Origin of the sequence: Mesorhizobium sp. WSM4935, from assembly GCF_029625735.1 — a bacterium.
Lineage (GTDB): Bacteria > Pseudomonadota > Alphaproteobacteria > Rhizobiales > Rhizobiaceae > Mesorhizobium.
Genome location: NZ_JARTVR010000002.1, coordinates 566,577 through 589,933 on the forward strand (window position 1 = coordinate 566,577; position 23,357 = coordinate 589,933).

A 23,357-nucleotide genomic window follows, 5' to 3' on the forward strand; every position below is an offset into this window, starting at 1 on the left:
ATGATTTCGGCCTATTCGTCTTCCAATGCGTAGGTCGAGTTTTAGTAAAATTGTCGCTGCCTCCGTGCTGCTGGCGCTTTCGGCCTGCGCGACGGCGCCCAGCCACATCAACAATGTCTGCGCCGTCTTCGACCAGAATGACGGCTGGTTCGACAACTGGCAGTCCGCCGCCGAGCGAACCGAACAGAAATACGGGGTTCCCGTTCCCGTGCTGATGGCGACGGTGCGCAAGGAATCCGGCTTCAAGAGCAATGCCCGCCCGCCGCGCACCAAGCTGCTCGGCTTCATCCCGTGGAAGCATGTCTCGAGCGCCACCGGCTACTCGCAGGCGCTCGACGGCACATGGTCGCAATATCAAAGCGAGACCGGCAACTGGGCCGCGCGCCGGACACGCTTTGCCGACGCCATCGATTTCGTCGGCTGGTATCACTCCAAGACCGCCGACACTTTCGGTGTCGCCCGCAACGACACCTACGACCTCTACCTGGCCTATTATCTCGGCTGGACCGCCTATGGCCGTGGCAACCGCGGCGACGCCGGCGTTCAAAGCTACGCGCGCGCCACCGACCAGATGGCGCGCGACTACGCAGCGCAGCTACGGCAATGCGGCAGCTGACACCCGTCCTGGGTTAGTGCCGCCTTGTCGTGTCCTTCGGCCTTGAGACACCGGTTTCCGAATCCTCGTCGCGCACTTCGTGGCGACGGGCCTTGAGCACGGCGTCGTTCTCCTCGGCACCCTCTTTGATCGCGTCAGCTTCCGCACTGGCGTTTTTGCCGTCCGGACGCTGCGGCGGCGTACCGGCAAAGCCCGGCCCCTCGCCGTGCGGCGCATCATCCGGCACGCCCTCACGCGCGGCGTGTTCCTTGTCGAACTTGATGACCGGCTCCATCTTGGCCAGCACGTCGTCCGAAAGCCAGCACAGGCTCGTATGGCCGCCGCCGAGATTCTTCACCGGCGGCACCTGCGTCTCGCACAGATTGTCCGGCACCAGCTTCTTGTAGCCGCATCGCGTCTGGAACGGGCAGCCGGTCGGCGGGTTCATGGCCGAGGGAATGTCGCCTTCGAGCACGATGTGCTTCTTGACCACGCTGGTGTCGGCGATGGGGATCGCCGACAGCAGCGCCTCGGTATAGGGATGGTAGGGCGGCGAGAAGATCTGGTCGGTCGTGCCCTGCTCGACGATATAGCCGAGATACATGACGACGACGCGGTCGGCGATGTAGCGCACCACCGACAGATCGTGGCTGATGAACAGCATCGTCGTTTTGTTCTTGCGCTGGATGTCCATCAGCAGTTCGGTCACCGCCGCCTGCACCGAGACGTCGAGCGCCGAGACCGGCTCGTCGGCCACCACCACTTTGGCATCGCCGGCGAAGGCGCGCGCAACGCCGATACGCTGCTTCTGGCCGCCCGAAAGCTGGCGCGGCTTGCGGGTCTCGAAGGCCCTGGGCAGCTTCACCAGGTCGAGCAGCTCCAGCATGCGCTGGCGCCGCTCGGCGACCGTCTTGCCGACGTTGAACTTCTCCAGCGTGCGGATGATCTGCGAGCCGACGCTATGGCTGGGGTTCAGCGTGTCGAACGGATTCTGGAACACCATCTGGATCGACGAGACGGTATCGACGCCGCGGTTCTCGATGCCCGTCGACTGGATCTCCTTATTGGCCAAAATCACCGTGCCGGAGCTCGCGGTCTCGAGGCCGAGCAGCACCTTGGCGAGCGTCGACTTTCCGCAGCCGGACTCGCCAACGATCGCGACCGTCTCGGATTCGCGCGCGGTGAACGAGATCGTCTCGTTGGCCTTGACGACGCGGCCTTCGCTTGATCCGAACACCTCGCTGCCGCCGACCTTGTAGTATTTCTTGAGGTCCTGGATCTTCAGCACGGGCGCGCCGGGCTCGACCTTCTCGTTGACCTTCTTGGCACCGGGCGGCAGCGCCTCCCAGTCGATCTCGTTGAACCGCACGCAGCGCGAGAAATGCCCCTCATGACCCTCCACCGGGATCATCGGGATTTCCGCTGCGTTGCAGACACCCTCGACGAAATGGTGGCAGCGCGGCCCGAAATTGCAGCCCTTCGGCCGCTCATGCGGCAGCGGCAACTGTCCGGGAATGGAAATCAGCGGCCGGGAATTCTTGTCGGCGCCGGGCAGCGGGATCGAACGGAACAGCCCTTGCGTATAGGGGTGGCGCATCCGGTCGAACACGTCCTCGATCTTGCCGGTCTCGACCGCCTCGCCGGAATACATCACTGTGATCTTGTCGCAGGTCTCGAGGATGAGGCCGAGATTATGCGACACGAAGATCATCGAGGTGCCGAACTTCTCGCCGAGTCCCTTGACCAGCTCGACGATGCCGGCCTCGACGGTGACGTCGAGCGCGGTGGTCGGCTCGTCGAGCAGGAGCAGCGCCGGTTTCGACAGCAGCGCCATGGCGATGACGATGCGCTGTTGCTGGCCGCCGGAAAGCTGGTGCGGATAGGAGCGCATCATGCGCTCCGGGTCGGGCAGCTTCACCGCCCGCACCATCTCCAGGGCGCGGTTATACGCCTCTTCCTTGGACACCTTGTCGTGGATCCGCGGCACTTCCATCAATTGCTGGCCGATCTTCATCGCCGGATTGAGGCTCGCCATCGGCTCCTGGTAGATCATTGCGATCTTGTTGCCACGGATGGCGCGAAGCTCCTCCTCCGACATCTCGCCCATGTCACGGCCCTGGAACTTGATCCGGCCGCCGACGATCTTCCCGATGTTGGAGAGATCGCGCATGATGCCGAGCGACACGGTCGACTTGCCGCAGCCGGACTCGCCGACGATGCCCATCGCCTCGCCGGGCATGACCGTGCAGGAAAAATCCATCACGGCCGGGATTTCGCCCTTGCGGGTGAAGAAGGAGATCGAGAGGTTCTCGATCTCGATGATTGGTTGAGCCGGATTTCGAACTGCCTCGTTCATGGGTCGCTCCAATCCTAGTTGTTCCAGCAGGTAGGGCCTAGGGCCCCGCCATCAATCCTTCATCGACTGTTCGCGCAGCGAATCCGCCAAAAGGTTCAGCCCCAGCACGAACGACATCAGGGCGATCGTCGGCGGCAGCGCCGGGTGGATGAAGGAACGCAACAGCCGGCTGGCGTCCTTGATCGCGGTGCCCCAATCGGGACTTTCCGGCGCCAGGCCCAGGCCGAAATAGCCGAGCGTCCCGAGCAGGATCGTCGTGTAGCCGATGCGCAGGCAGGCATCGACGATCAGCGGACCGCGCGCATTGGGCAGGATCTCCCACAGCATGATGTACCACGGCGATTCACCGCGTGTCTGCGCCGCCGCCACATAGTCGCGCGTTTTGATGTCCATGGTCAGCCCGCGCACGATGCGGAACACGCCGGGGCTGGAGGCGAACACCACCGCCACGAAGATGTTGAGCTGGTTGGGATCGATGTGGACGATGTGCAGCGGATCCTTGTCGAAGACCAGGCCCGCATAGATCCAGCCGCCGACAACCAGCGTGATGCCGAGCAGGATATAAAGCCGGTCCGGCCGGTTCTTGTAGCGGGTCCAGAACAGGACGCAGAAGAAGATGATCGGGAACAGGAAGAACAGTCCCGCCATCGCATAGGGGATCGGCGTGTCCATGATGCCCGGCGTCACCAGCAGATAGAACAACAGGATCACCGGGAAGGCCAGCACCAGATTGGCGAGGAACGACAGCAGCGTGTCGATCTTGCCGCCATAATAGCCGGCCGGCAGGCCGAGCGTGATGCCCACCATCAGCGCGAAGCCGGTGGCGGCCGGCGCGATGATGAGAACGATCTGGCTGCCATAGACCATGCGCGAGAACACGTCGCGCGCAAGCTTGTCGCCGCCGAAATAGTACACGAGCTTCGACGCCGGTTCGATCGCGCCGGGCAGCGTGTCCTTCATCACCGAGACCTGCGCCAGCGGGTCGAAGGGCGAGATGGTGGAGGCGAAGATCGCCGTGAACAGCCAGAACAGGCAGATGAAGACACCGGCAATGCCGACGCCGCTGTCGAAGAGCTGGCCGTAGAGCCCGAGCTTCCTCCGGTAGCTAAAGCTCGCGCCCATCACCAGGATGAGCGCGACCCAGACCGGCCAGAATCGCCAGAGCACGCCGATAACCACATCGAAGGCGCTGATATATTCCGTTTGCATCGGCCCTGCCCCTACTGAACCCTGATACGCGGATTGAGAAACGCGTAGCCGACATCCGAGATGAGCTGTGTGATCAGCACGATGAACACCGAGACCAGCGAGCAGCCGAGCAGCAGATCGATGTCGTTGTTGCCGGCGGCTTCGACCAGCGTGTAGCCGAAGCCCTGGTAGCGGAACATCACCTCGACGATGACGACGCCGGTGAGCAGCCACGGGAACTGCAGCATGATGACGGTGAACGGCGCGATCAGCGCGTTGCGCAACGCGTGCTTGATGACCACGCTGCTGAAGGACAGGCCCTTCAGCCGGGCGGTACGGATATATTGCTGCGTCATTACCTCGACCATCGAGGCGCGCGTCATGCGCGCGATGTATCCTGTGCCGTAGATCGCCAGCGTGATCACCGGCAGGGTGAAATTGTAGAAGGTAATGCCCTGGCTGGCGGACGCCGCCGAGCCGTTCAGCCAGCCGAGCCACGATGCGAAGATGACGGTGAAGATGACGCCCGACACATATTCAGGCGTCGCCGTCGAGGCGATCGAGGCGACCGACAGCACGCGGTCGGTGCGCGAGCCTTCGCGCATGCCGGCGAGAATCCCGATCAGCAGCGAGATCGGCACCATCACCGCCAGCACCCAGAACATCAGCAATCCGGTGGCGCCAAGCGCCGGGAAAAGCTTGGCGGCGACCGTCGTCTTGAACTTGGTCGAGCAGCCGAAATCGCCCTGCAGCACGCCGGAGAATTGCGGCTCCGTGGGGTCGTTGCAGAAGGAGAAGCGCTGCGTGGTCTTGCCGGTTGCCGGATCGGTGATCGGATGCTTCGGCAGGACGCCCAGCCACTGGCCGTAACGCAGGAAGAAATTCTGCCGATAGCCGTGATTGACCAGCCAGCTCTCAAGCTGGTCGGCGGGCGTGTGCATCTCGGTCTGGCTGATCGCCAGCTTCTTCAGATTGGGCTCGAGATTGACGAGGAAGAAGACGACCAGCGTCAGGCACAGCATCGTGAGCAGGATCGTGCCGATGCGTCTGGCGATGAATGAGAACATGTGTGCCCCCCTGCCGGCCGGGTTGGGGTCAGATACATTCAACCCTGTTTCGTAATGCGGATAGCGCCCCGCCGCCGCTGCAGGTTATGCAACGGCAACGAAGCTGCAAATACGAGGGGCGGCTGCCCCTCGCATTCATCGCGCCATGTATCACGCCTGCTCGAGCCAGACCTTGCCGAAGTCGTGCTCGTAGGTGGGGTGCATCGAGTGGTTCTTCACCTCGGGCTTGATGTTGATGTAGAGCTTGCGCCAGTAAGGCTGAATGATGATGCCGGAATCCTGCAGGATCTGCTCGATATCCTTCATCACAACCTTGCGCTTCTCCGCATCGGCGATGCCGAGCGCCTCGTTGACCTTCTTGTCGAACTCCGGATTGGAATAGGCCGTCTCGTTCCACGCTTCGCCGGTACGATACGCGATGGCGATCACCTGGATGCCCAGCGGACGCATGTTCCAGTTGGTTTCCGAGAACGGATACTTCGTCCAGTCGTTCCAGAAGGTCGAGCTCGGCAGCACGGTGCGCTTCACCTTGATGCCGGCTTCGCGCAGCTGCGCCGCGATCGCGTCCGTGGTGTTCTTGTGGTAGTCCTCGTCGTTGCTGATCAGCTCGTGCTCGAAATCGATCGCGCCGGCTTCCGTCAGCATCTGCTTGGCCTTGGCGATGTCGCGCTTGACCTCCGGAAGCTTGACATATTCCGGATGGATCGGCGCGACATGGTGGTTTTCGGCAGGCGTCCCGGCATTGCCGTAGCCGAGTTGCAAGACGGTTGCGTTGTCGACGGCAAGCAGCATCGCCTGACGAACCTTCTGGTTGTCATAGGGCTTGTGGGTGACGTTGAAGCGCGACACCACGGTGGCCGCCGTCACGACTTCCGATACCGGAGCGCCGACATCCGCGATGATCTTGATATAGTCGGCGGTCGTTTCGTGGTTGGTCTGGACTTCGCCCGATTCGAAAGCCGAGACGGTCGCGGCCGGATCAGTGCCGTAGTCGATGAACTCGACGCCATCGAGGAAGGCTTCGCCCTGCCACCACTTGCCGGTCGTGCGGCGCTTGTAGACCACCTTCTGGCCAACATCGTAGGAGACCAGCTCGAACGGACCGGTGCCGATCGGGCAGTTCTTGAAGTTGGCGCCCTTCTCGTCGAAGGTCTTGTGCACGACCAGCGCCGGATAGTCGCACAGGTTCGGGATGATGGCGATGTCGGGCTTGGTCAGCTTGAGCTTGATCGTCATGTCGTCGACCTTGACGACGGAGCCTTCGCGCAGCTTCTTGGTCGTGTCGTCGACGAGGCTGCCGAGGCGGCCAGGCATCGAGTTGCCTTCCGCCGCCTTGTCGGCCCAGCGGGTGAAATTGTAGATCACGTCGTCGGCGGTGAACTTGTCGCCGTTGTTCCATTCGACGCCCGGCCGCACATGCAGCGTGTATTCGGTGGCGTCGTCATTGATGTCCCAGCTCTCCAGGAGGTAGGGCGCGAAGGTATATTCCTTCGTGTATTTCACCAGCGGCTCGAGCGCCTGGCGCTCGGCATTGGCGATTTCGGACCAGTCTGCGGTGCGCGGATCCTTCGGATCCTTGATCGACATGGCGACCTTGATCACTCCGCCCTTCTTGCCCTGCACGTCCTCGGCCCGGGCCGAGGTCGGCGCGGCGAGGCCGAGCATGCCGTAGGCCATTGCCGTCGATGCGCCGAAGACGCTGGCCAAAGCCAGAAATTCGCGCCGGTCCACATTACCCGTCTTGGCTTCTTCGGCCATTTTCAGGATGTGATCCGGAACACGATCACCATTGCTTTTGTAGATTGCCATGACTTGCTCCCATTGTTGGCTTTCCGCCTTTTAACATTCCGCATCCAGACCGCGTTGTCAAAAGACGGTGTGGAGCAGGAACATGCCAGGGAATGTGCATCTTTGGCCGCAACCCGGTTCGCGCGATAGCGACAGTCTTGACGCAAATTTGTTATCGCGACGCGGATTTCCCAAAAAATCGTCGCGGGCGATTAAATCAATACATTTTACACGGATAGCGAGTTCACTACGCGTGGCGGACGGCCCGCCGTTTCGCAGAGGAACGCCGGCGCGGCCTCAATATTCGCGTTCGTAGAAGACGCCGCCCTTGGCTTCTCCGGCGTCGTTGGCCTCGCCGCGCAGCTTCACGCCGCGCCCGACATCGAGGTCGATCGTAGCCTTGCCGGAACCTGGCTTGTCGCCCTTCTGTATAGTCACATAGGTGCGGTCGTTGAGGTATTTGCCGGCCGAAACCGCCGTGCCGCCCTTCTCGTCCGTCGTCACGTCAAGGTCGTCGATGCCGATCGCGTTCCGCAGGTTGTCGAGCAGCGACGTCGTGCCGCCGGCGCCTGCCAATTGCGCGGCAGCGTCGGCGAGTTGGGCGATCTGCAGCGGCGAAAGGTTCGACATCGAGCGGCCGAAGATAAGCTGTGCCAGCACCTCATCCTCCGGCAGCGCCGGAACAGAGGAGAAGTTGAATTTCGGGTTGGTCGCCTCGCCGGAAACCACGATCGTCACGGTGGCGCTGCTTGTCGTTGTGGTCGCCGTGAGATTGAGGTAAGGCACCAGCGATCCCTGGAATCCGACCGTACCCTCTGTGAACGTCAGCCGCTTGGCGAGGATCGTTAGCCGCCCGCGCTGCAAGGTGAAGGTGCCCACGGCCTGCGGTGACGACGCCGGGCCGGTAAGTTTGAGCGATCCGCCCAGTTCGGCGTCGACGCCCCTGCCCTGGATGAAAATCTGGTTGGGCGCGTTCACTGTCAGATCGAGGGTGAGCCCGCTGCCGCTATTGCCGCCGCTGGATGTGGCCGGGTGCAACGCCTTGTCCTGTGCCCGCACGGCGCGAGGCGCATTCTTATGTTTGACGTTGAGTTCCGAAAGCGACCCCGGCAGTTTGTCCGGAACGGTGATGACCGTTCTCGCCAGGTTGATCGTGCCGGCGATCACCGGCGCCGAGACCAGCGGCCCCTTGATGGTCAGGTCGCCGCCGAGATTGGCGGTCACCACTCGCCCGTCGGTGTAGCGGCCATCGGTGAGCTTGATCGACAGGTCGGCCGGGAAGCCTTGCGCCGGCGTGATGCCCACCGTGCCGCTCGCCGAGAGATTGCCGCGCGTCGAAAGCGTGCCGGTCAGCCGGTTGATCCTGGCGACGCTGCTGGCGATCGAGACGTCCGCCGCGATGTCGTTCACCGCCAGGCCGGAGCGCGCATCGATGAGGCGCGCGCCGGATGTCGTGACTTTGCCGCTGATCACCGGCGCGGATGCAGGACCACGCACCTGCACATCGACATTGGCGGTGCCGTTGAGCGCCAGACCTTGCGCGGCGAGCTTGGCGGCAAGGAAGGAAAACGGCACCTTGCCCTTGAAGTCGAGCGCCAAGGTGGGCGTGCCTGCCGTGCTCACGGTGCCGCCGCCCTTGAGCCCGAGGCCGGCGCCGTCGCTGATGTTGGCGTCGAAGGCGAGCTTGTTGTCGACAAAGGTTCCCGAGGACGACACATTCATGCCGCCCAGGCCGGCGCCGCGCGTCTGCGAGGTCTGCACGCCGGCGGCATCGATGTTGAAGGCGACCGAGGGGGTCGGCGGCGCGCCGGTGACCTTGACCGTGCCCGAGACCGAGCCGGCCGCGTCGAGACCCGGCGAGAAGCTGTTGGCGAGCGAGATCGGCACCCTCGCCAGATTGGCGTTGATGTCGAGCGCCTGCGCGACCTTTCCCGTCACCGTCGCCGTGCCGCCGCCGAGGTTGAGCACCAGCCGGTCGAGCGTCGTCACACCGTTGGCGACAGTGATCGTCGAGGCCTGCGCGATCGCGGCCTTGATGCCCTGCACGGTCGCCTGCCCAGATGCGAGCTCAACGGTCGTCGTGCCGTTGGCGACCTTCACGCGGCCGGCGGCCTTGGCCGGAATGTTCTTGACGGTGGCGCCGCCGGAAAAACCGGTCCAGTCGCCGTCGCGCTTGAGATCGACGTCGATGCCGGTGATGGCGGTGCCGCCGGAAGTCACGCTCTCGGCCCGCACCGTGCCGGCAATGACCGGAGCAGCCATATAATTCGCGATCTGCGCGTCGATGGCGACATTCCTGGCCGAGAGATCGCCGCGCTTGATCTCCGAGGTGTTCGCCTTGACCACGACATTCGGCCCGTTGGCGGTCTTGGAGAAGGCGATCGTGCCGCGCACATTGCCCTCGGCCTTTTCCAAGGCCAGCGCGGCCAGCGGTCCGATATCGGGCAGGTCGAGCGAAACGGTGCCGACCGGCACGAAGGCGTCGTCGAGGGCGAGATCGCCCGATATCCTGTTCGGGCCGAGCGAGAGCAGAAGCCCGTTGATCGCGCGGCTGCCATTGGTCGTGGCGAGCACCGCGCTGCCTTGCAAATTTTCCCCGGCGACATTGCCGGTGAGCTCAACATTGGCCGCCGGATTGGCGGCATCGGCCTTGCCGCTGGCCGTGAGCTTCAGCCCCGTGATCTCTCGCGCCGCCACCGAAAGCCGATCGCTGCTCACCGTCATCGACAGGTCGGGCGCGGTGACCGGGCCTTGCGCATTCAGGGCAAAGGCGATGGCGCCCTTGGCGTCCTTCGACAGCCCTGAAACGTCGCTCAGCGCACCCCTGATGTCGGCGGCAAGCTTGCTGTTGGCAAGGCTCGCCTGCCCGTCGGCGCTGAGTGCTCCCGAATTCAGCCTCAGGCCGTCGACATTGACGTTGCCATTGGCATCGCGCTTCAGCGCGGCGCTCAACTCAGCGCGCTCGCCAAGCATGCCGCGCACCGCGGCCGGCAAGGCGGAAGAAGCGACATCGGCCTTTACGTTGAGATCGACCGCGCCGTCGCCAAGCGATATCCGGCCGGCGACCTGGCTGTTGAGCGCATCGCTCTTGAAGGAGCCGCTGTTGACGGCGACGGAATCGGGTGCCAGCCGGCCATTGACCTTCGCCGTGACCTTGCCGGCGATCAGCGGTGCCAGCATGGGATTATCGAGGCCGATCCTGTCCACGGAGACCGTGCCGGAGACCGGTCCTGCCCGCCCCTTGAGGTCGAAGGCGTCCGAATGCAGCATCAGGGTGAGACCGTCCACCTTCGCCTGGCTGGCGGCAATGGAGGGCAGGATCGCGGATAGATCGAGCCGCGCTTGCGTGCTCTCCCCCGCCATCTTTGCCGACAAGGACTGGACCGCGATCTTGACCGGGCTTTCAGCACTGCCGACCATCAAAGGCAGGCTGGGTCCGGACGATGTGAGGTCGAGGGAGAAATCGCTGGCGCCGTTCGGGTTGAGCGTGCCGGCGGCCTTGCCGGAAATCCCTTCGCCCGACAACGAGGCGTGGTCGAGGGCTACGCCGCCGGCCAGCGTGTAGATGCCGGCAGCGTCCAGATCCAGTGGCCCGAGCCCAGCCTGCCGGGTCTGGCTGGTCTCGGCGCCCGCCACTTTCACGTTGAACTGCACGTCGGGATTGGACGACGGACCCGTGACATGTGCAGTGCCTTCCACCGTTCCCGCCCCGTTTAGGCCAGGCACGAAATCGTTGGCGAGCGCCACCGGGAGATTGGCGAGGTTGGCCGTGAGGTCCAAGGTCTGGCCGGCGCTGCCGGAAACCGTCGCCGAGCCGCCGCCGAGATTGAGCGCGAGCTTCTCGATGGAAGTCACGCCATTGGCGATGGAGAGGCTGGAAGGCTCGGCGATGGCCGCCTTGATGCCGCGCACCGTCGCCTCGCCGGAAGCGATTTCCACGCTCGTCGTGCCGTTGGCTATCTTCACCCGCCCGGTGGCGGTCGCCGGAATCCCGGACGCTGTTGCGCCGCCGGTAAAATTGGTCCAGTCGCCGTCGCGCTTCAAATCGATGCCGATGCCGCTGATGACCGTGCTGCCGGAGGTCACGCTGTCGGCCTTGATCGTGCCTGAGATGGCCGGCCCTTTCAGGTAGTTGGCGATCAGCGCGTTGACGGTGATGGCTTTCGCCGCCAGATCGCCGCGCGCGATCGACGTGCTGGCCGCGTTGATGGTGACGGTCGGCGCCTCGCCGTCCTTGGCAAAGGCGATCGTGCCGTTGATGTCGCCGGTGGCGGCCTGATCCGCGAGTGCTGCGAGCGGTCCGATATCGGGCACGGCGAGCGTGAGCGTGCCGAGCGGCAGCAACTTGTCGTCGAGCACGAGATCGCCCGACACCTTATTGTCGCCGAGCGCCAGGCTGAGCCCTTTGATCGAGCGCTTGCCATCGGCGGTCACCAGCGAGGCCTCGATGTCGAGCGCCTGCCCCTCGGCACTGCCGGTCAGCGAGATTTCGGCGGTCGGATTGGCGACATCGGCCTTGCCCTTGGCCGAGAGCTTGATGTCCTTCACCGTGCGGCCGGCCGCCGTCAGGCTGGCGCTGTCGGCCGACACCGTAAAATCCGGCGCCAAGCGCGGACCGCTTGCGCTCAGCGCGAAATTGACCTCGCCCGCGAGCGGCGTGCCAGCCAGCGACGACAGCGGCGAGACGTCGCCCAACGTGCCCCTGACGCTGGCCTGGATATTCGTTCCTTGCATGCTGCCTGTGCCGCTGGCGCTGAGCGAGCCGGAGCTGATCTCCAGCGAGTTGGCGGCGAACGCGCCTTGCGGATCGCGCGTGGCGGTGGCCGAGAATTTCACCCGCTCGCCAAGCAGCGAGCTGATCTGCGGCGGCAATGCCTTCGAGACTGCGTCGGCATTCATTTTCAGCGTCATCGACAGGTCGGCCAACGCCACATTTGCCGTCAGCCCGGCATTGAGCGCATCGCTGCGCAAGGTGCCTTTGTCGATGATGACGGTCTCGCGGCTGATCGTGCCGGAAAGATCCGCCGCGAGCTTGCCGGTCACCAGCGGCGCCAGCGTCGCCACATCGGTCTTCAGACCGGCGGCCGCGAGCTTGATGCTGACCGGGCCGCTAAGGGTCTCGACATCGAAGCCGTCGGAATGGATCTCGCCTGTAATATTGTTGAGCTGGGTGCCGCCGACGGCGACCGAAATAAGCGACGTGCCGATATCGACCGTCGGTGCCTTGCCGTCGCCGAAGGCGCGCACCGTGGCCTTTTCGACCGCGACCAGGATCGGAACCGCGCTGTTGCCGACATCGACGGTGACGGGCTTGTCCTTGGCGGAGAGCTCGACCGCCAGGTCGCTGGCGCCCTTCGGATCGACATTGCCGGTCGCGGCGCCGTGCACGGAATCGCTCTCTATGGTGGCCTGCTCGATATCGATCCCACCCGATGCAGTCGCCGTTCCGGCCAGGTCGAAGCGCGTCTTGCCGGCAAACAGCGCCTTTATCTTCTCCGGCAGGAATCCTTCGAATTCGCCGTCGCCCTTGGCCTCGACGCGGTGGCCCTTGTCGGTGAGCTGGTGCCGACCGGTCAGCTGGCTGACGATCCGGCCATCGACCATGAAGGTGCCGACGCCGCTCCAATTGGCCAAAGGCCCGCTGCCGGAAACGACGATGTTGATGGGCGGCGCATCCGGCAGCTTGAGCAGATTGGCGATGATGCCGCCGGCCGGCTCCGACGCCTTGAGATCGAGGTCGAGCTTGTTGTCTGCCGGCGCAAAGTGGATCTTGGCGTCGACATTGCCCTGCTTGCCGTCATGGCGGGAAACATTGAGCACGCTTTCGAACGCCAGTGGCGACGGATCGGCCTTGAGCGAGCCCTTGGCGGCCAGCTCGGCGATGCCGCTGCCGGCAAGCTCCTGTCCCAGCGCGATCTCCGGCAGATCGATCCGCTTCACGTCGATCGACACCGGCAGGCTCGTCGACCCGCCTTGCGATGGCTGCTGGCTTGGCCGCGGCAACCGCGCCAGCTCGATGCGCTCGGCGGCAAAACGATCGGCACTGAAATTCCTGGACAGAAGCGCCGTCGGCGACCAGTCGAGCGCCACCTTGCGCGCCACCATCCAGGGGCCGGCGCGGTCTTCCAGCACGACATGGTCCACCCTGAGCGCACCTGACCAGATGCCTTCGATGCCGGCGACCGTGATCTTGCGGTCCTCGTTGGAGGCCATCTTCGAAATCAGGCTGGCAAGATTCTGGCGGCCGCCTTCGGTGCCGGTCAAAACGACCAGCGCGCCGATCGCCACCACCAGCAGCAGAAGCAGCGTGTAGATTAAGATGCGAAGGACGCGCCAGAAAATCTTCATTGTCAGAACGCCTGACCGATGCCGGCATAAATACCGAAATGCGGATCGCCCGGATCGCGGTTGAGCGGCACGGCCGCGTCGATGCGCAGCGGTCCGAAAGGCGTAATATAGCGCAGGCCGACGCCTGCGCCGACCTTCACGTTCGAGAAATCGGGAAAGGATTTGGTCGAGACCGTGCCGGCATCGACGAAGGGCACGATGCCGATCGTGTCGGTGACGCCGATGCGCATCTCGACGGAGGTTTCGAACGAGGAGAGGCCGCCGATCGGCTGGCCGTCAATATCCTTCGGGCCGATGCCCTGGTAGGAATAGCCGCGCACCGAGCCGCCGCCGCCGGAATAGAAGCGCCGGTCGGCCGGCACATTCTGCAGCCCTGTGCCGACGATCGAACCCAGCGTCGCGCGCTCGGCGAGCACGAACCGGCTTGCCGTGTCGAGCGACTGGTAGGTGTAGCCCTCGCCCTTCAGCTTCAGGAAGGTTGCGCCGTTCAATATGTCGTAGCTGGGTTCCGCATACGCGAGGAAGCGGAATCCCCTGGTCGGGTTCAGCTTGTCGTCGCGGCTGTCATAGACATATTGCAGCGGCACGCTGGCGATCAGATAGGTGTGCTTGCCGAAGGCGTCGGTGATCCGCGAATAGTCGAGGTCGAACTCGGCCGAGACCCGTTGCTTTTTGTCGAGGTCGTAGGAGACGCCCACGTCGCCCTTGACCGAGAAATGGTCGTAGGCGTCGGGATGTTCGAACACCGTCTTGATGCCGGTGAAGAATTTCGATGTCGGCCCGAGCACGCCCGGCTTTTCGAACATGACGCCGGCATTGTAGTTGAGCGCCGAAATGCTGTTGCTGCCGATGCCGCTGATCGAGCCGTCGAAACGCAGCTTCTCGGCTTGTCCGAACAGGTTGCGATGGCCCCAATAGCCTTCGAGCCCCAGGCCTTCCGTGTTCGAGAAGGTGCCGCCGACGCCGAAGAACCGCGGCTTGCGCTCGCTGACCTGGACATCGATCGGAATATTGCCGTTGGCGTCGAGCTTTTCGCCTTCCTTGATGGTCACGCTGTTGAAGACCTCGAGGCCGAGCAGCCGGTCGCGAGCATCGTCGATCTCCTGCGGCGAATATTGCTGGCCCCGTTTCAGCCCGGTCATGTATTCGGTAAAGTCGCGATCGACCTTTTCCGTGCCCTCTACCGTCGTGTCGCCATAGCCGGCGACCGGGCCGGCGGCCACCGTCAGCGTCACGTCCAGCGTCGAGCTGGTGTGTTCGGCGACGATCTCGCGGTCGGTCACCTTGGCAAGCGGCCTGCCCTCTTCCTTCAGCGCCCGCACGATCAGCGCTTCGGCCTTGAGCACCGCGCCCGAGCCGGCATCGCCGCCGGCGATCAGGCCGAAATCGGCTGCCGCCAACCCCGCCGCATCACCCTTCAGCCGGATGTTGCCCAACGTGAATTTCGCTCCGGGAGAAACCGTAATGACCACCGGAATGGGCTGCGGCCCCTTGAACTCGGCATCCGGCGGCAATTCGTCGATCGACTTGCCCTCGATCGTGATAGTCACCACGCCCTCGTAGCGGGCATCGGCGTAGAGGGCGGCGACGAGTTGTTCGCGGTCGCCGCGTGCCTTGGCCATCAGGCCGAGCGACCCCGACACCGGATGCTCCTCGTCATTTTTCAGCGCCGAGGCGTTTTCCAGCCTCTTGATCAGATCCTTGTCGGCGTCAGGCGCATTGATCGTCACCGAATAGCGCAGCGGATCGACGATGTCGGCATCCTCGTCCTTGGACGAGCCCCAAAGCTTGATGCCGAAAATCTCGAAAGCCGCCGCCTGCCGCACCTCAGCGGCCAGCACCGTCGAGCAGACGAGCGCGAAAAGCAGGGCGCGCGAAAGCCCGCGCCCTGGCGCGAACCCTCCTGACATCTGCACTTCACGCGCCGGCATTAAGACAACCTAGTCGACAAAACTAAAATTGGAATGAAGTTCCGCAACGTTCGTAAAGGGGCCACAATCCAATTGTCTGAAATAGAATGGGCTTGGAATTCACACCTTTTGCGATTCCGCAAGAAAGTGTGATCCGTCTCACAGAGGTTCTGTCGAAATACCGGCCTTTGGCCGGCATGGAAACCGTTCGCGGGTGATGAACCTGCGGCGTTCCGGCGTTGACAAGCCTGCACGAAGCTTGATCATGCCCGGACGCTGGCGATGTCTGGAGGGTGGTATGGCAATGCGCGCGGCTCGTGGTCTCTCTTTCCTTCTTCTCATCTTTTTCGCCCTGGGCGGGGCGGCTTTTGCGGCCGAAGCCCGGCGAATCGTGACGAGCGACAATTCCGATTATTTCGGTTTCGACCTCAGGTCGGAGCAGAATGTCAGCCTCGACCAATGCAAGACAAGCTGCCTCGGCGACCCCGCCTGCCGCGCTTTCACCTACAACACCAAGGCCAAATGGTGTTTTCTCAAATCCGACTATAACCAGTTGAAATCCTTCACCGGTGCCGTCGCCGGCAAGGTCGCGAATGTCGATGGCGACCCCGATATCGGCGCTCCGCCGGCTCTGGCCTTTTTCCCGAACTGGATGGCCGACCAGGCCCAGCAGTTCCGCAACAAGCTGACCGACCCGGCCTATGACAAGCCGACCGAGGGCCTTGCCGCCCTGCAGGCTGCCGCCGAGCAGGCATCGCTTACCGGCGATCATCGCCTCGCCATGCAGAAATACCAGGCCGCGATCTCCGTTCTGCCCGATGACGGCGCGCTCTGGCTGGCGCTGGCGCACGAGATACTCGCCGTGGAGCCGGCGTCGAACACCACCGAACCCGCGACTTTGCCGATGAACGCCACCTCGGCAGCTTTCAACGCCTACAAGCTGGTGCGCACGGCAAAGACCCGCGCCGAGGCGTTGGCGCTGCTTGCCGCCGGCCTCGACAAGCGCGATCTCTACCGGCCTTCGCTGCAGGCCTATGAGGCGAGCCTTGCGCTGGTGAGCTCGCCCGCCGTCCAGGCCGACTATGCCGACCTCAAGGCGCGCAAGGGCTTTCGCGTCGTCGAGCACACCGTCGATGCCGATTCCTCCTCGCCGCGCATCTGCGCTCAGTTCTCCGAGGAGCTGGTCAAGACCGGCGTCGACTATTCGCAGTTCGTCACCGTCGACAACGCCGCGCCCAAGGCCGTCGAGGCCAAGGACAAGCAGATTTGCGTCGAGGGTCTTGAACACGGCCAACATTATGACGTGACCTTCCGCGCCGGCCTGCCGGCGGCGATCGGCGAAACGATCGCCGCGCCCGTCGTGCTGTCGATCTATGTCCAGGATCGCGCCCCGTCCGCCCGCTTCACCGGCGACAGCTTCGTGCTGCCGGCAGGCGCCCGCCGCGGCATTCCGGTCGTCACCGTCAACATGAACGCCGCCAAGATGACGCTCTACCGCATCGGCGATCGTTCGCTGGCGCAGCTTCTGTCCGGCTATCAGTTCCTGCATCAGCTCGATGGCTATGACGTCTCCACCATTTCGGACCAGATGGGCGCCCCCGTCTGGTCGGGCACGCTCGATATCGCCAATGATCTCAATAAGGAGGTTACCACTTCGTTCCCGGTGGATGAGGCGATCCCGCAGCGCAAGCCCGGCGTCTATGTGCTGACCGCGCAACCGGTCGACGACAAGAGCGACGATTATGGTTCGCGCGCCACGCAGTGGTTCGTCGTCTCCGACATCGGCCTTTCCACCTATACCGGCCAGGACGGTCTCAACGTCTTTGCCCGTTCGCTGGGATCGGCCAAGCCGATTTCCGGCGCCGAACTGACGCTGCTTGCCAAGAACAACGAAATCCTCGGCACCGCGACCACCGATGCCGAGGGCCACGCTGTGTTCAATCCAGGCCTGACGCGCGGCGAAAACGGCATGGTGCCGGCGGTGCTGATGGCCAAGCAGGGTGACAACGACTTCGTCTTCCTCGACATGGGCAAGGCCGGTTTCGACCTGTCGGATCGCGGCGTCGCGGGGCGTGCCTCGCCAGGCGCGCTCGACGTCTATGCCTGGACCGAGCGCGGCATCTACCGCGCCGGCGAGGATGTGCACGTCGCCGCCCTTGCCCGCGACGGCGCGGCAAAAGCGGTCGACAACCTGCCGCTCACCTTCATCTTCACCCGTCCCGACGGCGTCGAGAACCGTCGCATCGTCAGCAACGGCGAATCCGCCGGCGGGCATGCCGTCGATCTGCCGCTCGAGGCCAACGCCATGCGCGGCACCTGGACGGTGTCGATCTACACCGATCCCAAGCAGGCGCCGGTCGCCAGCCAGATGTTCCTTGTCGAGGATTTCGTGCCGGATCGCATCGAATTCGATCTGACCGCCGACAAGAAGGAGATCGCCCAGGGCGAGACCGCCAACGCCACCGTCGACGGCCGCTTCCTCTATGGCGCGCCGGCCGCGGGCCTCGCCCTTGAAGGCGAGATGACGCTGTCGACCACCAGTAGCTGGGACAGCTTCAAGGACTTCACTTTCGGTCTGGCCGACGAGCAGTCGAGCGAGCCGACCGTGACGCCTCTCGCCAACCTTCCGGTCGTCGGCGACGACGGCAAGGCGACCTTCCCGATCACGATCGACCAGTTGCCGTCGACCACCAAGCTGGTCAACGCCAAGGTCACCGTGCGCATGCGCGAGGCCGGCGGCCGCGCCGTCGAGCGCTCGCTCGACATCGGCGTTCGCCCGCAGCGCGACGTCATCGGCATCCGGCCGGATTTCGAAGGCGATGAGGTGCCGCAAGGCGGAACCGCCAAATTCAGCATCATCGCCGTCGACCCGAACGGCAAGCGCGAGGACCTGAAAGGCGCCCAGTGGTCGCTGGTCAAGGTCGAGCGGAATTATCAGTGGTACCGTTCAAACAATTCCTGGAACTACGAGGCGGTGAACCTCACCAAGGCGGTCGCCAATGGCGCGGTCGACCTGAAGGCCGATGGCGAGGCGACCGTGTCCCTTCCCGTCGACTGGGGCCGTTACCGGCTCGAGGTCGAGACCGCAGATCCGGATGGTCCGGCGACCAGTTATGAGTTCGACGCCGGCTGGTATGTCGCCTCGACCACCACCGAAACCCCCGACGGCCTGGAGATCGCGCTCGACAAGGACACTTACGCCGCCGGCGAGGTCGCCAGGCTGAAGGTCTCGCCGCATTTTGCCGGCGAATTGCTGGTCACCATCGGCGCCGAGAAGCTGTTGAAGACGGTCACCGCCTCGGTGCCCGCCGGCGGCAGCACCGTCGATATTCCTGTCGGCGACGACTGGGGCGCCGGCGCCTATGTCACGGCGACCTTGTTCCGGCCCGGCGACGCGCAGGAATCGCGCATGCCGGCCCGCGCCATCGGCGTCAAATGGCTGGCGGTCGATCCCGGCTCGAAGAAGCTGGCGGTCACGTTGACGCCGCCCGAAAAGACCGTGCCGCGGCAGCAGTTGTCGATCCCCGTTGCCGTCGACGGCGCTCAGGCCGGCAGCAACGCTTACGTGATGGTGGCGGCCGTCGATGTCGGCATCCTCAACCTCACCAACTATAAAGCGCCGGATCCGGAGGGCTGGTTCTTCGGCCAGCGCATGCTGGGGCTGGAAATCCGCGACCTCTACGGACGCCTGATCGACGGCTCGCTCGGCACCATGGGCAAGATACGCACCGGCGGTGACGGGGCGAACATGCAGGCGCAGGGCAGCCCACCGACCGAAAAGCTGGTCGCCTTCTTCTCCGGCCCGGTCGAGCTCGATGCCAATGCCAAGGCCCGCATTGACTTCGACATCCCGCAGTTCAACGGCACCGTGCGCGTCATGGCGGTCGCCTGGACCAAGGATGCCGTCGGCCATGCTGAGACCGACGTCATCGTGCGCGATCCGGTGGTGATTACCGCCGGCCTGCCGCGCTTCCTGGCGCCGGGCGATGCCGCGACCATGCGTCTCGATATCGCCGATACCGATGGCCCGGCCGGCGATTACACCCTGTCTGTCACCACGACCGGTGATCTGTCGACGGGCGACAAGCCCCTGCCCGAGAAGCTGACGCTCGCCCAGGGCAAGCGCCAGTCGCTCACCTTCCCGCTGGTCGCGAAGACCGCGGGCGATGCCTCGGTCACGGTAAAGCTCGCGCATGCCGACGGTACGGAAGTCGAGCAGACGCTCCATCTGCCGGTGCGTCCGGCCCAGCTTCCGCTCACCAACCGCATGGTTGTCGACCTGAAGCCCCATGGCGGCTCGCTGCGGGTCGATAAGGAGCTGCTTGCCGCCAGCGTGCTCGACGGCGCTTCGGTCAGTGTCGGCGTTTCGCAGTCCTCCGCACTCGACGTGCCGTCGCTCCTGATGTCGCTCGACCGCTATCCCTATGGCTGCGCCGAGCAGACGACAAGCCGCGCCATGCCGCTGCTCTATGTCAACGACATGGCCAAGAGCATCGGCATGGAGAACGACCCCGACCTGCATGGCCGCATCCAGGACGCGATCTACAAGGTGCTGTCCTACCAGTCGTCAAGCGGCAGTTTCGGCCTCTGGGGGCCGGGCTCCGGCGATCTGTGGCTCGACGCCTACGTCACCGAGTTCCTGACCCGGGCGCGCGAGGAGAAATACGATGTGCCGGCGCTGGCGATGAACCAGGCGCTCAACAACCTGCAGAACTCGCTCGGCTACGACCAGGACGTCCAGGATAAGGGCAGCGAGATCGCCTATGCGCTCTATGTGCTCGCCCGCAACAAGAAGGCTTCGATCGGCGACTTGCGTTATTACGCAGACACCCAGCTCGAAGCTTTCTCCAGCCCGATGGCCGTCGCCCAGTTGGCGGCGAGCCTGGCACTCTACGGCGACACGCAGCGTTCGGAAGCCACCTTCCAGACGGCGCTCCGGCTGGCGCAGTCGCAGACCGACTACGACTACTTCCGCTCGGACTATGGCTCGCGGCTGCGTGACGGCGCGGCGATGCTGGCGCTGGCGGCGGAATCGAAGCCGGTGCCAAGCATCATGCCCCAGCTGATCAAGCTCGTGGGCGTGGCACGCGCCGATGCCCGCTGGACGAGCACGCAGGACGAATCCTGGATGCTGCTTGCCGCGCGGGCGCTGAAGGAAGGCAATGATTCCATCACGCTTTCCGTCAACGGCGCGCCGCATTCGGGCGGCTATTCCGACCAGATCGCCGGCAGCAGCCTCGTCGACAGCCCGGTCACCATCGCCAACACCGGCGCGACGCCGCTGCAGGCGGTGGTCACGGCGGTCGCCGCGCCGGTCGAGCCGTTGCCCGCCGGCGGCGACGGCTTCACCATCGATCGCACCTACTACAAGCTCGACGGCACCGAGGCCAACGTCACCGAAGCCAAGCAGAACGAGCGCTATGTGGTCGTGCTCAAGGTCTATGAGCAAAACAAATGGCCGTCGCGGCTCCTGATCACCGATCTGTTGCCGGCCGGCTTCGAGATCGACAATCCGAGCCTGGTTTCCAGTGCGCAATTGTCGAACTTCTCCTGGTTGGCGCAGACCGACGCCGCGCATCTGGAGTTCCGCGACGACCGCTTCGTCGCCGCCTTCAACCCCAATGAAGGCGACGGCGACCGCAACATCACGCTGGCCTATGTCGTTCGCGCCGTAACCCCCGGCACCTACGCCCATCCGGCGGCGACGGTGGAGGACATGTACCGGCCGCAATACTCGGCCCGCACCGCCACCGGCGTGATGGAGGTCAAGGCGGAGTAATTTCGCCGATGGCACGAAAATGAACATGGCGACGGCGCTGCCCCTCATCCGCCTACCGGCACCTTCTCCCCGTATAGTGACGGGGAGAAGGGGATTGTCGCGATCGTCGGCACCTATTCTGCAGCGTTGGAAATTGGCGAAAGCCTCTGCGCAGGCCCATTTCTCCCCGTCACTATACGGGGAGAAATGCCCGGCAGGGCAATAAAGGGGCAGCGCCGTGCTCTCCAGAAAATCCCTCAAACGCACCGCGATTGCAGGCATCTCGCTTGCTTGCGTTGCGGCCGCATCGATCCCCGCGCTCAGGGAACTCGACCGCGCCTTCCCGCCGCCGCTGCCGGCAAAGCTGACGGTCTCCACCGAGGTCCAGGACCGCGACGGCCAGTTGCTGCGCGCCTTCGCCACCCCGGACGGCTACTGGCGGCTCGATACCCGGCTCGACCAGGTCGACAGGCAGTTCGTCGACATGCTGGTCGCTTATGAAGACAAGCGCTTCTGGGACCATCGCGGCGTCGACGTCCTGGCGCTGTGCCGCGCCGCCGGCCAGCTCGTCACCAGCGGTCACATCGTCTCCGGCGGCTCAACCTTGTCGATGCAGCTTGCCCGGCTGATCGAGCCGCGTGACAGCCGCAGTATCGGCTCCAAGCTCAAGCAGATGCTGCGCGCCATCCAGATCGAGCGGCGTCTGTCCAAGCAGGAAATCCTTGAGCGCTACCTGACGCTGGCGCCCTATGGCGGCAATCTCGAAGGCGTACGCGCCGCCTCGCTCGCCTATTTCGGCAAGGAGCCGAAGCGGCTGACTGTCTCGGAGGCAGCCCTTCTGGTCGCGCTGCCGCAATTGCCGGAAAGGCGCCGGCCCGACCGCAATCTCGGCATCGCCCATAGCGCGCGCGACCGCGTGCTCACCCGCATGGTCTCGGCCGGCCTGCTCGGCGAACGCGAAGCCGCGCGCGCTGCGCTGGACGATGTTTCCGGCCTGCGCAGAAAATTGCCGGCACTGGCCGCGCATGCCTCCTATGCCATGCTGCCCAAAGCCGTGCCCGGCAAGCCGCTGCAGCTCACCATTCGCAAAAGCGTGCAGCAAGGGCTGGAACAGGTGGCAAAGGATGCCGCCAGGAAGCTCGGGCCGAAACTTTCCGTCGCCATGGTCATGGCCGATGCGCGCACAGGCGACATTCTCGGCGAGGTCGGCTCCGCCAATTTCTTCGACGCCAGCCGCTCCGGCTGGATCGATATGACCAAGGTGGTGCGCTCACCCGGCTCGACGCTGAAGCCTTTCATCTACGGGCTTGCCTTCGAGCAGGGACTGGTGGCGCAGGAAACCATTATCGAGGACAGTCCTGCCGATTTCGGCGGCTACCGTCCGAAGAATTTCGACATGGGCTACCAGGGCGATGTCTCGATCCGCCAGGCGCTGCAATTGTCGCTCAACGTGCCGGCGATCCGCGTGCTCGACGCGGTCGGCCCGGCACGGCTGACGGCGCGTTTCCGCCAGGCCGGCGTCAACCCGATCCTGCCGGTCAACGAGGCGCCCGGCCTGGCGATCGGACTAGGCGGCGTCGGCGTGACCTTGCGCGATCTGGTGCAGCTCTATATGGGGCTCGCCAATGGCGGCAAGACGCACACGCTGCATGACGGCACCGAGCCGGCCAATGCGGAGCGCACCACGGCCACCATCCTCGATGACCAGGCGGCTTGGCAGATCAACGACATCCTGTCCGGCGTGAAGCCGCCTGAAGGCGCCATGCAGCGCGGCATCGCCTACAAGACCGGCACGTCCTACGGCTATCGCGATGCCTGGTCCGTCGGCTTCGACGGCCGCTACGTGCTGGGTGTGTGGGTCGGCCGCGCCGATGCCAGCCCCGTCCCCGGCCTGTCGGGCTATGTCTCGGCGGCGCCCATTCTGTTCGAAGGCTTCGTCCGTTCCGGCCTTGCCAGCGTGCCGCTGCCCGGCCGGCCGCCGGGTGTCTTCAATCCCAAGCGCGAGGAATTGCCGGTAACGCTTGCCCGCTTCGGCGCCGGATCGGACGGGCTGGTGCAGGCCACCGCCACCGAGCCCGCGCCGACCATCATCTTCCCGCCCAATGGCGCGCGCGTGGATCTCGGCACCAATTCGGCCGAGGCCACGCCGCTGGTGCTGAAGCTGCAGGGCGGCCGGGCGCCGTTCCGCTGGCTCGCCAACGGCAAGCCGCTCGCAGGCATCGACCGCCGCCGCACGGCCACCTGGCAACCGGACGGCACCGGCTATTCGACTCTGACCGTGATCGACGCCGCCGGCCGCGCGGCAAGCGTGAAGGTGTTCGTTGAGTAGAACGCGGCAAGCGATTCA

The 23,357-nt window shown here is 64.5% G+C and carries 9 protein-coding genes; 3 read left to right on the forward strand and 6 right to left on the reverse strand.

The window, feature by feature from the left end; translation table 11 throughout:
• Positions 1–25: 25 nt before the first annotated feature.
• Positions 26–616 (forward strand): transglycosylase SLT domain-containing protein, encoded by a 591-nt coding sequence (locus P9273_RS06985; RefSeq protein ID WP_278048223.1) that lies wholly within the window; start codon positions 26–28, stop codon positions 614–616.
• Positions 617–629: 13 nt separating this feature from the next.
• Here P9273_RS06985 and P9273_RS06990 read toward each other — a convergent pair whose 3' ends face one another.
• The 6 genes from P9273_RS06990 to P9273_RS07015 form a co-directional block, all read right to left on the reverse strand.
• Positions 630–2,951 carry a dipeptide ABC transporter ATP-binding protein gene (locus P9273_RS06990; RefSeq protein WP_278048224.1) on the reverse strand — a complete coding sequence of 774 codons (2,322 nt, stop codon included), beginning with the start codon at positions 2,949–2,951 and terminating at the stop codon, positions 630–632.
• Between the two features lie 51 nt (positions 2,952–3,002).
• Complete coding sequence (locus P9273_RS06995) at positions 3,003–4,160, reverse strand: ABC transporter permease (RefSeq protein ID WP_278048225.1); 1,158 nt, start codon at positions 4,158–4,160, stop codon at positions 3,003–3,005.
• Positions 4,161–4,171: 11 nt separating this feature from the next.
• Positions 4,172–5,206: an ABC transporter permease gene (locus P9273_RS07000; RefSeq protein WP_040995920.1), complete on the reverse strand. Its 1,035-nt coding sequence runs from the start codon at positions 5,204–5,206 to the stop codon at positions 4,172–4,174.
• 150 nt (positions 5,207–5,356) lie between these two features.
• Positions 5,357–7,015 carry an ABC transporter substrate-binding protein gene (locus tag P9273_RS07005; protein WP_278048226.1) on the reverse strand — a complete coding sequence of 553 codons (1,659 nt, stop codon included), beginning with the start codon at positions 7,013–7,015 and terminating at the stop codon, positions 5,357–5,359.
• 276 nt (positions 7,016–7,291) lie between these two features.
• A complete protein-coding gene (locus tag P9273_RS07010; RefSeq protein ID WP_278048227.1) occupies positions 7,292–13,342 on the reverse strand; it encodes a translocation/assembly module TamB domain-containing protein in 6,051 nt (2,016 codons plus the stop codon).
• Positions 13,343–13,344: 2 nt separating this feature from the next.
• Positions 13,345–15,273: an autotransporter assembly complex protein TamA gene (locus tag P9273_RS07015; RefSeq protein WP_278048228.1), complete on the reverse strand. Its 1,929-nt coding sequence runs from the start codon at positions 15,271–15,273 to the stop codon at positions 13,345–13,347.
• Between the two features lie 277 nt (positions 15,274–15,550).
• On the opposite strand from P9273_RS07015, the gene P9273_RS07020 reads away from it, so the two are divergent.
• Positions 15,551–21,031, forward strand: a complete 5,481-nt coding sequence (locus P9273_RS07020; RefSeq protein ID WP_278048229.1) for an alpha-2-macroglobulin family protein — start codon at positions 15,551–15,553, stop codon at positions 21,029–21,031.
• 217 nt (positions 21,032–21,248) lie between these two features.
• The gene (pbpC, locus tag P9273_RS07025) at positions 21,249–23,339 is read left to right on the forward strand and encodes a penicillin-binding protein 1C (RefSeq protein WP_278048230.1); all 2,091 of its coding nucleotides are present in this window, start codon (positions 21,249–21,251) and stop codon (positions 23,337–23,339) included.
• Positions 23,340–23,357: the final 18 nt, after the last annotated feature.

Excerpts from the sequence above, each read along its gene's own strand:
- P9273_RS07020 (WP_278048229.1), top strand. The coding sequence starts at position 15,551 with ATGGCAATGCGCGCGGCTCGTGGTCTCTCTTTCCTTCTTCTCATCTTT.
- P9273_RS07000 (WP_040995920.1), bottom strand. The coding sequence starts at position 5,206 with ATGTTCTCATTCATCGCCAGACGCATCGGCACGATCCTGCTCACGATG.
- P9273_RS06990 (WP_278048224.1), bottom strand. The coding sequence starts at position 2,951 with ATGAACGAGGCAGTTCGAAATCCGGCTCAACCAATCATCGAGATCGAG.
- P9273_RS06995 (WP_278048225.1), bottom strand. The coding sequence starts at position 4,160 with ATGCAAACGGAATATATCAGCGCCTTCGATGTGGTTATCGGCGTGCTC.
- P9273_RS07015 (WP_278048228.1), bottom strand. The coding sequence starts at position 15,273 with ATGCCGGCGCGTGAAGTGCAGATGTCAGGAGGGTTCGCGCCAGGGCGC.
- P9273_RS07005 (WP_278048226.1), bottom strand. The coding sequence starts at position 7,015 with ATGGCAATCTACAAAAGCAATGGTGATCGTGTTCCGGATCACATCCTG.
- P9273_RS07010 (WP_278048227.1), bottom strand. The coding sequence starts at position 13,342 with ATGAAGATTTTCTGGCGCGTCCTTCGCATCTTAATCTACACGCTGCTT.
- P9273_RS06985 (WP_278048223.1), top strand. The coding sequence starts at position 26 with ATGCGTAGGTCGAGTTTTAGTAAAATTGTCGCTGCCTCCGTGCTGCTG.